15 protein-coding genes and 3 tRNA genes are annotated in these 14,830 nt (G+C 67.3%); 3 read left to right on the top strand and 15 right to left on the bottom strand.

The genetic code is table 11. From position 1 onward, the window contains the following. Positions 1-8 precede the first annotated feature (8 nt). From DFR50_RS19550 to DFR50_RS19525, 6 genes are all read right to left on the bottom strand, one after another. Positions 9-209, bottom strand: a complete 201-nt coding sequence (locus DFR50_RS19550; RefSeq protein WP_113890950.1) for a hypothetical protein — start codon at positions 207-209, stop codon at positions 9-11. After that, entirely contained in the window at positions 206-1,396 is a 1,191-nt protein-coding gene (locus tag DFR50_RS19545; RefSeq protein WP_113890949.1) for an NADH-quinone oxidoreductase subunit D, read from the bottom strand. Before DFR50_RS19545 ends, DFR50_RS19550 begins: the two co-directional genes overlap by 4 nt. An 81-nt stretch (positions 1,397-1,477) precedes the next feature. Further along, positions 1,478-1,852, bottom strand: a complete 375-nt coding sequence (locus DFR50_RS19540; RefSeq protein ID WP_113890948.1) for a four helix bundle protein — start codon at positions 1,850-1,852, stop codon at positions 1,478-1,480. 32 nt (positions 1,853-1,884) lie between these two features. Further along, positions 1,885-2,493 (bottom strand): NADH-quinone oxidoreductase subunit C, encoded by a 609-nt coding sequence (locus DFR50_RS19535; RefSeq protein ID WP_113890947.1) that lies wholly within the window; start codon positions 2,491-2,493, stop codon positions 1,885-1,887. 28 nt (positions 2,494-2,521) lie between these two features. Then, positions 2,522-3,097 (bottom strand): NuoB/complex I 20 kDa subunit family protein, encoded by a 576-nt coding sequence (locus DFR50_RS19530; protein ID WP_170153297.1) that lies wholly within the window; start codon positions 3,095-3,097, stop codon positions 2,522-2,524. After that, on the bottom strand, positions 3,088-3,453 hold the full coding sequence (locus tag DFR50_RS19525) for an NADH-quinone oxidoreductase subunit A (RefSeq protein ID WP_113890945.1): 366 nt from the start codon (positions 3,451-3,453) through the stop codon (positions 3,088-3,090). The genes DFR50_RS19530 and DFR50_RS19525 overlap by 10 nt, the downstream gene beginning before the upstream one ends. Positions 3,454-3,886: 433 nt before the next feature. Here DFR50_RS19525 and DFR50_RS32595 point away from each other — a divergent pair, with 433 nt between their 5' ends. Further along, on the top strand, positions 3,887-4,612 hold the full coding sequence (locus tag DFR50_RS32595) for a BrnT family toxin (protein ID WP_210208973.1): 726 nt from the start codon (positions 3,887-3,889) through the stop codon (positions 4,610-4,612). Continuing rightward, positions 4,587-4,805 carry a BrnA antitoxin family protein gene (locus DFR50_RS19510; RefSeq protein ID WP_113890942.1) on the top strand — a complete coding sequence of 73 codons (219 nt, stop codon included), beginning with the start codon at positions 4,587-4,589 and terminating at the stop codon, positions 4,803-4,805. Before DFR50_RS32595 ends, DFR50_RS19510 begins: the two co-directional genes overlap by 26 nt. A gap of 99 nt (positions 4,806-4,904) precedes the next feature. Here the strand turns inward: DFR50_RS19510 and DFR50_RS19505 are convergent. The 9 genes from DFR50_RS19505 to DFR50_RS19465 form a co-directional block, all read right to left on the bottom strand. Continuing rightward, positions 4,905-4,981: transfer RNA gene (locus DFR50_RS19505), tRNA-Asp, on the bottom strand. A gap of 83 nt (positions 4,982-5,064) precedes the next feature. Next, positions 5,065-5,649: a COG3904 family protein gene (locus tag DFR50_RS19500; protein WP_210208972.1), complete on the bottom strand. Its 585-nt coding sequence runs from the start codon at positions 5,647-5,649 to the stop codon at positions 5,065-5,067. An 89-nt stretch (positions 5,650-5,738) separates the two neighbouring features. Then, a tRNA-Val gene (locus DFR50_RS19495) sits at positions 5,739-5,814 on the bottom strand. 142 nt (positions 5,815-5,956) lie between these two features. After that, the gene (locus DFR50_RS19490; protein WP_281016746.1) at positions 5,957-6,265 is read right to left on the bottom strand and encodes an HU family DNA-binding protein; all 309 of its coding nucleotides are present in this window, start codon (positions 6,263-6,265) and stop codon (positions 5,957-5,959) included. A gap of 297 nt (positions 6,266-6,562) precedes the next feature. Then, on the bottom strand, positions 6,563-8,980 hold the full coding sequence (lon, locus tag DFR50_RS19485) for an endopeptidase La (protein WP_113890939.1): 2,418 nt from the start codon (positions 8,978-8,980) through the stop codon (positions 6,563-6,565). Between the two features lie 242 nt (positions 8,981-9,222). Then, positions 9,223-10,476 (bottom strand): ATP-dependent Clp protease ATP-binding subunit ClpX, encoded by a 1,254-nt coding sequence (clpX, locus tag DFR50_RS19480; protein ID WP_113890938.1) that lies wholly within the window; start codon positions 10,474-10,476, stop codon positions 9,223-9,225. Between the two features lie 237 nt (positions 10,477-10,713). Beyond that, positions 10,714-11,355 (bottom strand): ATP-dependent Clp endopeptidase proteolytic subunit ClpP, encoded by a 642-nt coding sequence (gene clpP / locus DFR50_RS19475; RefSeq protein WP_113890937.1) that lies wholly within the window; start codon positions 11,353-11,355, stop codon positions 10,714-10,716. 103 nt (positions 11,356-11,458) lie between these two features. Further along, on the bottom strand, positions 11,459-12,925 hold the full coding sequence (gene tig, locus DFR50_RS19470; protein WP_113890999.1) for a trigger factor: 1,467 nt from the start codon (positions 12,923-12,925) through the stop codon (positions 11,459-11,461). A gap of 137 nt (positions 12,926-13,062) precedes the next feature. Beyond that, positions 13,063-13,147, bottom strand: a tRNA-Leu gene (locus tag DFR50_RS19465). Positions 13,148-13,350: 203 nt separating this feature from the next. On the opposite strand from DFR50_RS19465, the gene DFR50_RS19460 reads away from it, so the two are divergent. Beyond that, complete coding sequence (locus DFR50_RS19460; RefSeq protein ID WP_147262818.1) at positions 13,351-14,760, top strand: multicopper oxidase family protein; 1,410 nt, start codon at positions 13,351-13,353, stop codon at positions 14,758-14,760. Positions 14,761-14,830 lie beyond the last annotated feature (70 nt).

Below are 14,830 nucleotides of genomic sequence, written 5' to 3'. Positions count from 1 at the left end.
GCGGGTCGTCATCGGACGCCCCCGCGCGTGTCGGAAAGGACAAGATAGAGGGCCACCATCGCAACCCCGATGACGATCCCGAGATCGGTCTGCGGCTGGACCAGCGGCTCCCCGGAGGCGAAGCGCACGCCGCCGACGATGACGGCGAACGACGCCGCCCCGGAGGCGATGAAACCGGCGCGGCTTTTGAGCGACTCGAGGACGGTCACCGATCGACCTCCCCGAACACGATGTCGATCGAGCCGAGGATGGCGCTGACGTCAGAGAGCATGTGCTTGCGGCACAGGAAGTCCATCGCCTGCAGGTGGGCGAATCCCGGCGCCCGAAGCTTGACGCGATAGGGCTTGTTGGAGCCGTCCGACACGATGTAGACGCCGAACTCGCCCTTCGGCGCCTCGACCGCCGCGTAGACCTCGCCGGCCGGCGCCCGATAGCCTTCGGTGTAGAGCTTGAAGTGATGGATCAGCGCCTCCATCGACGTCTTCATGTCGGCGCGCTTCGGCGGCACGACCTTGCCGTCGTCGCTGGCGACCGGCCCAGCGCCGCTCGCCAGCTGCAATTTCTCGCAACACTGCTTCATGATGTGCGCCGACTGGCGCATCTCGGCCATGCGGATCAGATAGCGGTCGTAGCAGTCGCCGTTCTTGCCGACGGGGATGTCGAATTCCATCTCCTCGTAGCACTCGTAGGGCTGCGACTTGCGCAGGTCCCAGGCCGCGCCGGAGCCGCGCACCATGACGCCCGAGAACCCCCAGGCCCATGCGTCCTCGAGCTTGACCACGCCGATGTCGACATTGCGCTGCTTGAAGATGCGGTTGCCGGTGAGCAGCGTCTCGAGATCGTCGAGCACCTTCTCGAACGGATCGCAGAAGGCGTGGATGTCGTCGATCAGCTTCGGCGGCAGGTCCTGGTGGACGCCGCCGGGGCGGAAATAAGCCGCGTGCATGCGCGCGCCCGACGCCCGCTCGTAGAACACCATCAGCTTCTCGCGCTCCTCGAACCCCCACAGCGGCGGCGTCAGCGCGCCGACGTCCATCGCCTGGGTGGTGACGTTGAGGAGATGCGAGAGGAGGCGGCCGATCTCGGAATAGAGGACACGGATCAGCTGGGCGCGACGCGGAACCGCGATGCCGAGCAGGCGCTCGACCGCGAGCGCATAGGCGTGCTCCTGGTTCATCGGCGCGACATAGTCGAGCCGGTCGAGGTAGGGCACGTTCTGCAGGTAGGTGCGCGCCTCCATCAGCTTCTCGGTGCCGCGGTGCAGGAGGCCGATGTGCGGGTCGACGCGCTCGACCACCTCGCCGTCGAGCTCGAGCACGAGTCGCAGAACCCCGTGCGCCGCCGGATGCTGCGGGCCGAAGTTGATGGAAAAATTGCGGAGGTTCTGGTCGGTCATGAGCGCGGCTCCGCCGCGCGAAGGCAGTCGGCAGTCGGCAGTCGGCAGTCGGCGCGAATGGCCTGTATGGGTCGTGTCATTTCATGCCTCCGGCGCGCCTTGTAGGCTTCGAATCAGTCCCCGCATCATCCGCCCTATCGATTCGCACCGCGCAAGCAGGCCCTCGGCCGCTGCGAAACTGCCCAGTTTCAGTCGCTGCGCCAAGATCAGATGGGTCTCGAGTTCCTTGAGAGAGCCTTGCGCCGTCTTCAGGAAACTGACGTAGGACCCTTTGCTGTCGCGGCCATAACCCTCGGCGATGTTGGCTGGAACCGACACGGCCGCCCGTCGGATTTGCGACATCAGGCCGAACAGCTCTTCGCGGGGCAATGTCGCCGAGAACCGGTAGCTGTCTTCCGCCAAGATCATAGCTTCCTGCCACACTCTGAGATCCCGGTACGACCTGATCCCGTCCACCGCGAACTTCCCGACCGCCGACTGCCGACTGCCTACTGCCTGCTCCCCCCGCTCGCTTTCTCGTCGCCCGGCAGCGGCGGCCCTTCCCAGGGGCTGAGGAAGTCGAACTCACGGAATTCCTGGTTCAGGCGAACCTGCTCGTAACGCACCCGCTTCTCCTGGTCGTCGTAGCGCACCTCGACGAAGCCGGTCATCGGGAAGTCCTTGCGCAGCGGGTGGCCCTCGAAGCCGTAGTCGGTGAGAATGCGGCGCAGGTCGGGATGGCCGACGAACAGCACGCCGAACAGGTCGTAGATCTCGCGCTCGTACCAGTCGGCCCCCGGATAGACCGCGGTGGCGCTGGCGAGCGGCGTCTCCTCGTCGGTGTGGGTCTTGACGCTGATGCGCCGGTTCAGTCGCGGCGACAGGAGATGATATACGACGTCGAAGCGCTTCTCCCGCTCCGGATAGTCGACGCCCGACACGTCGATGATCGACACGAACTGGCCGGCCGGGTCGTCGCGCAGCGCCTTCAGCACGTCGGTGTTGCGCGCAGCCTCGACCGTCAGCGTGAGTTCCCCGAACGCCCAGGTCTGTTCGAGAATCGCGCCCGGAAGGGCGGCGGCGAGCTTGTCGCCGATCGTCTTCAACAGGTCGTCCATTCGACTGTCTCTCGTTCCTGAAGGCGGATCAGCGCTCGATCGTGCCGGTCCGGCGAATCTTCTTCTGCAGCAGCAGCACGGCGTACAGCAGCGCCTCGGCGGTCGGCGGGCAGCCCGGCACGTAGATGTCGACCGGGACGATCCGGTCGCAGCCCCGCACCACGGAATAGGAATAGTGGTAATAGCCGCCGCCGTTGGCGCACGAGCCCATCGAGATGACGTAGCGCGGCTCGGGCATCTGGTCGTAGACCTTGCGCAGCGCCGGGGCCATCTTGTTGGTCAGCGTGCCGGCGACGATCATCACGTCCGACTGGCGCGGGCTGCCGCGCGGCGCGAAGCCGAAGCGCTCGACGTCGTATCGGGGCATGGACAGCTGCATCATCTCGACCGCGCAGCACGCGAGCCCGAACGTCATCCACATCAGCGAGCCGGTGCGGGCCCACTGGATCAGATCCTCGGTCGAGGTCAGCAGAAACCCCTTGTCGGCGAGTTCGTCGCTGATCGCGCCGAACGCGGGGTCATCCGCGCCGATCGGCCTGCCGGTGGCGGGATCGAGGATTCCCCTCGGAGCGGGGGCGACGATCGGACCGGAGCTCAATCCCATTCCAGCGCTCCTTTGTTCCATTCGTAGACGAAGCCGACCGTCAGCACGGCGAGGAACCCGATCATCGACCAGAAGCCGAACGCGCCGAGATGATGAAACACGATCGCCCACGGGAACAGGAAGGCGACCTCGAGGTCGAAGATGATGAACAGCAGCGACACCAGATAGAACCGGGCGTCGAAGCGCATGCGCGCGTCGTCGAAGGGGTCGAATCCGCACTCGTACGGCGACAGCTTTTCCGAATCCGGCGCCTTGAAGGCGAGCAGGAACGGCATGACCATCAGGGAGCCGCAGATCAGCGTGGCCAGGATGACGAAAACGACCAGCGGAAGGTAGTCGGAGATGATGCTCGGCATCGCTGGGCTCGTGGTTTTGGACAAGCACAACGGGTTCTTGCGTCGTATCGACGCGGCCCCCTTGCGTGCCCGAAGGCCTATCGCAGGGCCGCGGCGCATGCAAGGCGAAAGGGTGGCAATGGGCCTGAAGTCGCATGCGCGCAATTTCGTGAAACCCGGTTAACACCAACCGGATGACGGGCTTTGCCCACCCGGCGCGGGCGCGTTCCGGCCGCCCGGCCGGTTCGCGCGCTCGCGAGCGATCCCGCATCGCGGCGGGCGCACGGGGTCGGCGCGCGCCGTCTCTCCGGTTCGTCCGGGGACGGTCGGCCGCTTCAGGCCGGCGTCACGCCTTCGCTTCGGATGGCGCCGATCCGGAGGCGGAACGCCGCGCGGAGGCTGACCAGGGGATTCGACCAGCCGTTGACGACGCCGAAATCCCGGGTCACGTCTCGTGGTGTCGGTTGTGGGCGGATTTCGACATCAGGAGTCCGAGCGCGCGCAGGGCGCGAACGGCCACGCCCACGTCGTCGCGGTGCAAGGCGCCGTGGAACGCCTGCGACAGGCTGGCGCCGACGATCAGAACCACGACGCCGACAATCAGCCAGCCCGGCGCCGGCGCGTCGAGGACAGCACGGTCACGGCGAGCGAAACCGGCAGCGTGACGAGGAAGACCGGCCCCTTTCTCGGCCGGTCAGCGTGGCGGGGCGCCCCCGGCGGACGTCGAAGCGCACCCGCTCGGCTTCTGACGAGCCTCGGATGGGTCGGATCTTGCGGCGGCGCCTCGACGTCGTTGCTTCGAATCGACGGCGTTCTGACGACCTCGCGGGCCGGCGCAGGGAATTTCCATATATTGACGCGACGACGCTTTTATGTGTGTATATCAATTCAGTCCAATTGCATGAAGCTGGAATGGGACGACGGAAAACGAGACAGGACGCTGGCTGAGCGCGGCCTCGATTTTGCCGATGTTGCCTACGTAGATTGGGATTTGGCCTTCACTCGCGAAGACGCGCGAGCGGACTATTCCGAAGTCCGCTTTGTCGCAATGGCCCCGATCAACAATCGCCTATGCGTCTTTGCCTGGTGCGACCGGGGCGGCGTTCTCCGCGTGATCAGCCTCCGCAAGGCCAACGAAAGGGAAAAACACAAATATGAAAAAGCCTTACGTCGACCGTGACGGCGAGGTCCGGGAACTGGATCGGGAATTCTTCGCGCACGCCAGGCGCGGACGCCCCGCGATGCCGGCGGAAGCCAGGAAGCGTCGTGTCAACATTATGCTCGACCCGGATGTCGCCGACCGCCTCAAGACCATTCCGAACGCCAGCGCCTACGTGAATGACCTGCTCCGCAGGCAGTTCGTCTCCCGGTGAGCGTCTCGCGCGAGGCGGCGGAGCCGCGCGCGGCGCGTGAACTCGATCCGGTGTCGCCAGGAACGGGCAGCAGCCGATCGGTGAAACGGAGGGGAAGAATGGCGAGAGAGACGGGACTTGAACCCGCGACCTCCGGCGTGACAGGCCGGCGCTCTAACCAACTGAGCTACTCCCCCGTGAGGGTTGGCGGGGATTAAGCCAGTCGGGAACCCAAGTCAATACGCCGAAAACGGGTTTCGGCGCGAAGATCGCCGCGCCGTCAGAACTGGCTGACGGCGAACGACCAGCGGCGCATCTCCTCCGGCGTGAGCACATGCATCGTCTCGGGCGGCAGGGATTCGGCGGCGCGCACCAGCGCCGGACTGACGCCCATCCGGCGGGCGTAGCGGGCGAGCACTGCGATCATCGGCGCGTCGGCGAAGCTCCGCTTGGTGCGCTGCCCGAACCACCCCTCGGCCTCGGTCTCGACGATCGACATCCGGTGCAGCGCCACCTCGCTGCCGGGCGGCGCGACGCGGCGAACCGCGCCCATCATGGCGTAGACGCAGGCCGACAGGCACTCGCCGGCGAACGGGCCCGAATCGCCGTCGGATCGAAACCGCCCGACGACGCCGGCGATTCGCAGGTCGCGCAGGATGTGGCCGAAGGCCATCGAGGCGACGACGTTGCCGCCGCGCGAGTTGAAGAACACGATCCGCTTGAGATCCCGGTCTTCGGCACCGGACTTGAGGAAATCGACGAAGGCCTGGGGCGTCGACGTCTCGATGACGCCGTCAGCCACGATCACGTGCGGACAGCGCGCGCCGCACCGGGCGCCGTCCAGCGTCTCGACGCGAAACGTCATGGAGGCGGACTGCGCGGCCGCCGACCCCGTCAGGCAGAAGCCGGCCAAAGCCAGGCGCAGGATCGTCGCCGAGGCCCGGCGGCGCAAGGTGGTGGGCGGTGACGGGCTCGAACCGCCGACCCTCTCGGTGTAAACGAGACGCTCTACCAACTGAGCTAACCGCCCCTGCTGCCGTGCGCCGCAGACTATAGATTTCAGTCCGATCCGCCAAGCGGGACCGACGCGGGCGGCCTCGGCGGCGGGCGCGGCGCCCGGACCCGCGCCGCGACCAGGGCCGGCGGCGTCCGGATCCGCCCCGTAACGCGGCTTACTTCTTGCCGGACTTCTTGTTGAGAGCGGCCTTCAGCGCCGCGCCGGGCTTGAACCGGGCGTTCTTCGACGCCGCGATCTTGATCTCCTTGCCGGTGGCCGGATTGCGACCCTTGCCGGCGGCGCGCTCGCGCACGGAGAATGTGCCGAAGCCGACCAGCCGGACTTCCTCGCCCTTCTTGAGGGTCTTCTCGATGCCATCCAGCAAGGCTTCCAGCGCCTTGGCGGAGTCGACCTTGGTCAGTTCCGCCATGGTCGCGATGTGATCGACGAGTTCGAGTTTGTTCATCCTGCCTCTCCGTTCCAGCCGACGTCTCTTGCGCGCGCCGGCCTGCCGCGCGGCGCGATCGAAGCGTCCGCGCGCTCATGACCCCCGAGGCCGCCGCGGCGCCCCGAGGGGCGCCGATCGGCCGAATCGACGGCTGAGTGCGCCTCATTGCTCACGTTTGGGCGAGATGGCGCAAGGGTTTGCGGGAAGCGGCGGGGAAAAAAAGCGCCATTCCGGCCGGAAATCGGGGGATTGTGGATAAAAAACGCCGCGAATCCCTTCGGATTCGCGGCGTTTCTCAGAGCGTCGGGGGTCGCTCCGACCCGGCGTCTCGGGTCAGTGGGCGACCAGGCCCTGCCCCGGTTCGTCGGCGGCGGCGGGGGGCGCCGCCTTGACGTCCTCCTCCCACACGATCGGAGACGGCTGACGCACCAGCGCGTGCCTCAGCACCTCCTCCATGCGGGACACCGGCACGATCTCGAGACCGGTCTTCACCGAGTTCGGGATCTCGGCGAGGTCCTTGACGTTGTCCTCCGGGATCAGGACCTTCTTGATGCCGCCGCGCAGCGCCGCCAGCAGCTTCTCCTTCAGGCCGCCGATCGGCAGCACGCGGCCGCGCAGCGTGATCTCGCCGGTCATGGCGATGTCGCGCCGGACGGGGATCCCGGTCAGCATCGACACGATGACCGTCGCCATCGCGACGCCCGCCGACGGCCCGTCCTTGGGCGTCGCGCCCTCGGGCACGTGGACGTGGATGTCGCGCCTGTCGAACAGCGGCGGCTCGATGCCGAAATCGACGGCGCGCGAGCGCACGTAGGACGCCGCCGCCGAGATCGACTCCTTCATCACGTCCTTGAGGTTGCCTGTCACCGTCATCCGGCCCTTGCCGGGCATGAGGACGCCTTCGATCGTCAGCAATTCGCCGCCGACCTCGGTCCAGGCGAGGCCCGTCACCAGACCGACCTGATCGTCCAGCTCGATCTCGCCGAACCGGTACTTCTGCGGCCCGAGGAACTCGGCCACGTTGTCGCCGGTCACGACGATCCGCTTCTTCTTCGTCGTCAGGATCTCCTTCACCGCCTTGCGGGCGAGGTTGGAGATCTCGCGCTCGAGATTGCGGACGCCGGCCTCGCGGGTGTAGCGCCGGATCAGCTCCATGATCCCGCTGTCCTCGACCTCGAACTCCTTCGCGTCGAGCCCGTGCTTGCCCATCGAGTTGGGCAGCAGGTGGCGCTTGGCGATCTCCAGCTTCTCGTCCTCGGTGTAGCCGGCGATGCGGATGATCTCCATGCGGTCCATCAGCGGCGCCGGGATGTTGAGCGTGTTGGCGGTCGTGACGAACATCACGCTCGACAGGTCGTAGTCGACCTCGAGGTAATGGTCGTTGAACGACGCGTTCTGCTCAGGATCGAGCACCTCGAGCAGGGCCGACGACGGATCGCCGCGGAAATCCATGCCCATCTTGTCGATCTCGTCGAGCAGGAACAGCGGGTTCGAGGACTTGGCCTTGCGCATCGACTGGATGACCTTGCCGGGCATCGAGCCGATGTAGGTGCGCCGATGGCCGCGGATCTCCGCTTCGTCGCGCACGCCGCCGAGCGACATGCGGACGAACTCGCGCCCCGTCGCCTTGGCGATCGACTTGCCGAGCGAGGTCTTGCCGACGCCCGGGGGACCGACGAGGCAGAGGATCGGGCCGGTCAGCTTGTTGGCGCGCTGCTGCACCGCGAGATATTCGACGATGCGCTCCTTGACCTTGTCGAGGCCGAAATGGTCGGTGTCGAGGATCGCCTGAGCCGCCGGCAGGTCCTTCTTGACCTTCGAGCGCCGCTGCCACGGGATCGACAGCAGCCAGTCGAGGTAGTTGCGCACGACGGTGGCTTCCGCCGACATCGGCGCCATCTGGCGCAGCTTCTTGACCTCGCCCAGCGCCTTCTCGCGCGCCTCCTTGGTGAGCTTGGTGGACTTGATGCGCTCCTCGAGCTCGGACATCTCGTCGCGGCCTTCCTCGTCGCCGAGCTCCTTCTGGATCGCCTTCATCTGCTCGTTCAGGTAGTACTCGCGCTGCGTCTTCTCCATCTGCCGCTTGACGCGGGTGCGGATGCGCTTCTCGACCTGCAGGACGGAGATTTCCCCTTCCATCAGCGCGAGGCACTTCTCGAACCGCTTGGCGATCGACCGGGTCTCCAGGATCGCCTGCTTGTCCGACAGCTTGACCGCGAGATGGGAGGCGATCGTGTCGGCGAGCTTGCTGTAATCGTCGATCTGGTTGACCGCGCTCACCACCTCGGGGGAGATCTTCTTGTTGAGCTTCACGTAGCTCTCGAACTCGGCCACCACCGAGCGCGACAGCGCCTCGGCCTCGATCTTCTCGATCGGCTCGTCGGCGACCGCCTGGGCTTCGGCCATGAAGAAGCTGTCGCCGGGGATGAAGCGGGTCACCACCGCGCGCGAGGCCCCTTCGACCAGAACCTTGACGGTTCCGTCCGGCAGCTTGAGCAGCTGGAGCACGCTCGCCAGCGTTCCGGTGGTGAAGATGGCCTCTGGCGTCGGATCGTCGTCGGCGGCGTTTTTCTGCGTGGCGAGCAGGATCGGCTTGTCCGACTTCATCACCTCTTCGAGCGCGCGGATCGACTTCTCTCGGCCGACGAACAGCGGGACGATCATGTGCGGGAAAACAACGATGTCGCGCAGCGGCAGGACAGGGTAGGCGTCGAGCGTGCCCGGGGCGATGGTCTTGCGTTGGCTGGTCATGGCTGTCCTTCTCGGAAGCCGGTCGAAGCCCGCTCCCGTGCTTGCGTTGACGACGCCCCACGACTGCCGCCGGCCCAACGAGGCAGCCGGCGCCTGTCGCTTGTGCGTTCCGCCGTCCAAAAGGCCCGGCCGGATCGCCCCCGATTCAGAAACGCAATGTTCGTGCCGTTCCCGGAATCAAACGTCTCACGCGAACATGGGCTTCGCCGGCCGCCGTTTCAAGCGGCCGGCGTAAATGTCCGTCAGCTCGCACGCTCCGCGCGTTCGGCATAGATATAAAGCGGCCGGGCCTTGCCCTCGACCACCTCCGGGCCGATCACGACCTGCTCCACGGCGTCGAGGCCGGGCAGGTCGAACATCGTATCGAGCAGGATGCCTTCCATGATCGAGCGCAGGCCGCGCGCGCCGGTCCGCCGCTCGATCGCCTTCTTGGCGATCACGTTGAGCGCATCGTCCTGGAACGTCAGGTCGGTGTTCTCCATCTCGAACAGCCGCTGATACTGCTTGACCAGCGCGTTCTTCGGCTCGGTCAGGATCTTCTTCAGCGCGTCCTCGTCCAGGTCCTCGAGCGTGGCGATGACCGGCAGGCGGCCGACGAACTCGGGGATGAGGCCGAACTTCAGCAGGTCCTCCGGCTCGACGTCGCGGAACACCTCGCCGGTGCGCCGGTCGTCCGGCGCCTGCACCTTGGCGGCGAAGCCGATCGACGTTCCCTTGCCGCGCGCCGAAATGATGCGCTCGAGGCCGGAGAAGGCGCCGCCGCAGACGAACAGGATGTTGGTGGTGTCGACCTGGAGGAATTCCTGCTGCGGGTGCTTGCGCCCGCCCTGCGGCGGCACGCTGGCGATCGTGCCCTCCATGATCTTGAGCAGCGCCTGCTGCACGCCCTCGCCGGACACGTCGCGGGTGATCGAGGGATTGTCGGACTTGCGACTGATCTTGTCGATCTCGTCGATGTAGACGATGCCGCGCTGCGCCCGCTCGACGTTGTAGTCGGAGGCCTGCAACAGCTTGAGAATGATGTTCTCGACGTCCTCGCCGACATAACCCGCCTCGGTCAGCGTGGTGGCGTCGGCCATGGTGAAGGGCACGTCGAGGATGCGCGCGAGCGTCTGGGCGAGCAGGGTCTTGCCGGACCCGGTCGGGCCGATCAGCAGGATGTTCGACTTGGCGAGTTCGACGTCGCCGTGCTTGGTGGCGTGATTGAGCCGCTTGTAGTGGTTGTGCACCGCCACCGACAGCACCCGCTTCGCCTGCGACTGGCCGATCACGTAGTCGTCGAGGACCTTGCAGATCTCGCGCGGAGTCGGAATCCCGTCCTTGCTCTTCACCAGCGAGGTTTTGCTCTCCTCGCGGATGATGTCCATGCACAGTTCGACGCATTCGTCGCAGATGAACACGGTCGGCCCGGCGATGAGCTTGCGAACCTCGTGCTGGCTCTTGCCGCAGAAGGAGCAGTAGAGCGTGTTCTTGGCGTCGCCGTCGGCTTTGGCCATTTTTCTTTCTCCAACTCGGCTGCCTTTCGAATCGAAACGCAGCCTAAGCTTCCTGAAACTAACGAAACGTAGCCTCCGACCCCTCCTGCCGTCCGCCGCGTCCCACACGATCCGGCGTCGACGAGGTCGACGTCGGATTCCCTAAGCAACCATCAAAGTCCGGGCGAAATCAAGTGGTTCCCGGAAAAATGGCGGCATGATGGCGTAGCAAGAAACAGGCCAGTCCAGGAGCTTGGCTTACGCCGGCCCCTTCGCCTCTTCCGACTCGGACGCCCGCTTGGTCGTCACTTCGTCCACGATTCCGAACGCCTTGGCCTCTTCCGCCGACATGAAATGGTCGCGGTCGAGGGTCCTCTCGATGGCCTCGTAGGTTTGGCCGGTGTGATGGACGTAGATCTCGTTGAGACGCCGCTTCACCTTGACGATGTCCTCGGCGTGCCGCTGGATGTCGGAGGCCTGCCCCTGGAAGCCGCCGGACGGCTGGTGGACCATGATTCGCGCGTTGGGCAGGGTGAACCGGCTGCCCTTTTCGCCCGCCGCCAGCAGCAGAGAGCCCATCGAGGCGGCCTGTCCGATGCAGAGCGTCGTCACCTTGGGGCGGATGAATTGCATGGTGTCGTAGATCGAGAGCCCCGCCGTCACCACCCCGCCCGGCGAATTGATGTAGAGGGCGATGTCCTTCTTCGGGTTCTCAGCTTCCAGGAAAAGCAGCTGGGCGACCACCAGCGACGCCGAGACGTCGTCGACCGGCCCGATCATGAACACGATCCGCTCGCGCAGAAGGCGGGAAAAAATGTCGAACGAGCGCTCGCCGCGCGCCGATTGCTCGATCACGATCGGCACGAGGTTGTTGGTGTAATAGTCGATCGGATCGCGCATTGTCTCGCATGTCCCCAAAAGTCGCCCGGCGGGCGCAGCCTCCAAGATAGGCGCCCGGCGCCCTCCCGAAAAGAGGCGCCGCGGCCCGTCGTGCGGAGGCCGGTCAGTCCGCCGGCTGGCCGGCCGGCGCGGCCGCGACGGTCTCGGCCGGCTGGTCGGCCGTCTCGGCCGGCTGGTCGGCCGCCGCAGCCGTGACCGGCTCGGCCGCCTTCGCCGCCGGCAGTTCGTCTTCCAGCGGTTTGATCAATTCCTCCCTCGGAACCTTGCGTTCGGTCACCTTGGCGAGGCCGAGGATGTGGTCGACGACCTTCTCCTCGTAGATCGGGGCGCGCAACTCCGCCAGCGCCTGCTGGTTGTTGCGATAGAAGTCCCAGACCTGCTTTTCCTGTCCCGGGAACTGACGCGCTCGCGCGATCACCGCCTGGCTGATCTCGTCGTCCTCGATCCGGACGGCGGCCCGGGCGCCGACCTCGGCCAGCAGCAGCCCGAGGCGGACGCGGCGCTCGGCGATGCGGCGGTAGTCGGCGCGGGCGGCCTCTTCGGTGGTGTTCTCGTCGGCGAAGCTCTTGCCGGACGACTGCTGCTCCTGCGTGACCTGGGCCCAGATCCCGTCGAACTCCTGGTTCACGAGGCCTTCGGGCAGTTCGAACGTGTAGAGCGTGTCGAGCTTGTCGAGCAGCTGCCGCTTGATCTTGTCGCGCGAGAACTTGGCGTAGTCGGCGGCCATGCGGTCGCGCACGAACTCCTTGAGCTTGTCGAGGCTTTCCATGCCGAGGCCGGCGGCGAAGGCGTCGTCGATCTCCAGCGCCTCCGGCGCCTCCACCGTCTTGACGGTGACGTCGAATTCGGCGGTCTTGCCCGCCAGCGCCGGCGCCGCATAGGCCTCGGGGAAGGTCGCGGTGATGACGCGCCGCTCTCCCGCCGCGGCCCCGACGAGCTGCTCCTCGAAGCCGGGAATGAAGGTGTTGGAGCCGATCAGGACCGGGATGTCGCGGCCGTCGCCGCCCTCGAACGCGACGCCGTCGATCTTGCCGTCGAAGTCGATCGTGACACGATCGCCGTTTTCGGCCTTCGCGCCCTCGCCCCTGTCGGCGAAGGTGCGCCGCCCGTCGGCGAGGCGGTCGATCGCCGTCGCGATCTCGGAGTCCTCGACGTCCGCGGTCAGCCGCTCGAGCTCGAGCTCGGAGAAGTCGCCGATCTCGAAGGTCGGCAGCACTTCGAGCGCGATCTTGAACGAGAGGTCGCCGCGCGCCTCGAGCGCCGCCTCGATCGTCGACTGGTCTTCCGGCAGGTTGACCCTGGGCTCGCGCGCCAGGCGAAGCTTGTTGTCGTCGACAATCTGCTTGTTGGCGGTGTTGATCGCGGTCTGGACGACATCGGCCATCACCGACTTGCCATAGATGCGGCGAAGGTGCTCGAGCGGCACCTTGCCCGGCCGGAAGCCCTTGATCTGGGCTTTCGAGCGCATCTCGGCCAGCTGCGAGTTGAGCTTCGCGGCGAGATCGCTCGCCGGGAGGAAGATGTCATACTCGCGCTTGAGCCCCTGGCTCAGCGTCTCCGTCACCTGCATCGTCATTCGCCTTGTTCTCACGGGCCGAGGTTTCCCTTAGCCGATTTCATTCTGTCGCCAAAGCGTCATCCGGCCTCGCGCCGACCGCGGTCTCGAAGATCGCTCCGCCGGGATCGACCTCAAGAGGGGCCGGGAACTGGTGCGGGCGGAGGGACTCGAACCCCCACGACTTTCGCCACCGGAACCTAAATCCGGCGCGTCTACCAATTCCGCCACGCCCGCGTCGGCGCCAGCCGAAACATGTGGGGCGCCCTGAGCTTCGGGCGCGGTCTATATCAGCTTGTCCGGCGCGCGCCAGCGAAAAACGCAGGGTGCGCGACGAGGATGTGACGGTTGCCCGATCGTCGCGCCCGGTTCACAAGGGCGCGCGGCCGAACGCCGCGACGGCGCGGCCGGCGCCGGCGAATGGGGAGCTTTGCGCAACGATGTCGTTTCCTCCGGACCGCCCGCGACCCGCGCGCCGTCCCACCCGGCGCGCCGTCCTCGGCGCGGGGCTCGCCGCGGCCTTGTGGCGCGTCCCGCCGGCCGGCGCCGCGGCGCCGGACGCGGCGGGGGCGGGCGCGATCAGCGAGCGCGCCTACGCGCTCGAGGCGGCGCGCTCGACGCTCGCCTTCCTGCCCCCGCCCGCCGACCCGGCCGACGCGCTCGCCTGGTCGGGGGCCATCCCCGGACCGCTGCTGCGGGTGAAGAAGGGCGAGGCGCTGGCGCTGCGCGTCTCGAACCGGCTCGCCGAGCCGACCACGCTTTGCCTCCCCGGCCTCCGGACCGCCAACGCCGTCGCCGGCTACGGCGGGCTCACCGGCCCGCGCCTCGCGCCCGGGGCGAGCGCCGACCTCCGCTTCACGCCGCCCGACGCGGGCTTCAACCTCTACCTGCCGCACGCCGGCGCGACCGACGCCGGCCAGCAGGGCCGCGGCCTGTTCGGCCCGATCGTCGTCGACGAAGCCGAGGCGCCCGACGTCGACGAGGATGTCGTGGTCGTCCTGTCGGACTGGAGCCTCGACGACAAGGGCCGGATCAGGGACGACTTTTCCGATCCGGCGCTCGCCCGCGGCGGCGGACGGCGGGGGAGCGTGGTGTTCGCCGGCGCCGCCGCCGCCCCGCTCGCGCTGCGCGCCCGCCCCGGGGCGCGGGTGCGCCTCAGGCTCGGCAACGCCGCGACCGCGCGGCTGACGACCATCGGCGTCGAAGGGGCGAAAACCCTGATCGTCGCGGTCGACGGCCAGCCGGCCGATCCGTTCGAGCCGCTGCGCAACCAGTTTCCGATGGGCCCCGGCGCCCGGTTCGAGCTGATGGTCGACATGCCGCGCGAGGCCGGCGCTGCGGCGCGATTCGTCCTCCGGCAGGAGGACGGCGCCGCGGACGCGCCGTTCGTCGTCATCACGGCCGAGGGCGACCCGGTCGCGCCCCGCCCGGGGCCCGTCCGTCTGCCCGCCAACCCTGCCCTGCCCGCCGAGATCGCGCTCGAAGCCGCGCGCAGCGTCGAGGTCGCGGTGACCGGCGGCGGCGCGGCGCCGTTCGCCGTCAACGGCGTGACCTTCGCCGACTGGGGTCCGAAGCCGCTCGCCGTCCTGCGCCGCGGCGCGCCGGCCGTGTTCGCCTTCGCCAACAAGACCGCCTCGGTGCAGGCGATGCGGCTCGGCGGCCACGTCGCCCGCCTGCTCCATTCGATGGACGACGGCTGGGAGCCCTACTGGCGCGACACCCTGCTGATCCAGCCCGGCCGCACCCTGCACGTCGCCTTCGTCGCCGACAATCCCGGCAAGTGGCCGATCGAATCGGCGATCCCCGAGCACCGGGCGGCCGGCGTCGGGGCGTGGTTCTTGGTCGGGTGAGAGGGTTTGAAGGCCGAGGCGGGTTCGCCTCCGGCGCCGGCGGCGCCTGGGCTTTTCGAGTCCGAATCGC

The sequence above is a fragment of the Roseiarcus fermentans genome (assembly GCF_003315135.1).
Taxonomy (GTDB): Bacteria; Pseudomonadota; Alphaproteobacteria; order Rhizobiales; family Beijerinckiaceae; genus Roseiarcus; species Roseiarcus fermentans.
The sequence above is the reverse complement of the archived record's forward strand: the minus strand, read 5'-3'. Positions and strand labels throughout refer to the sequence as shown.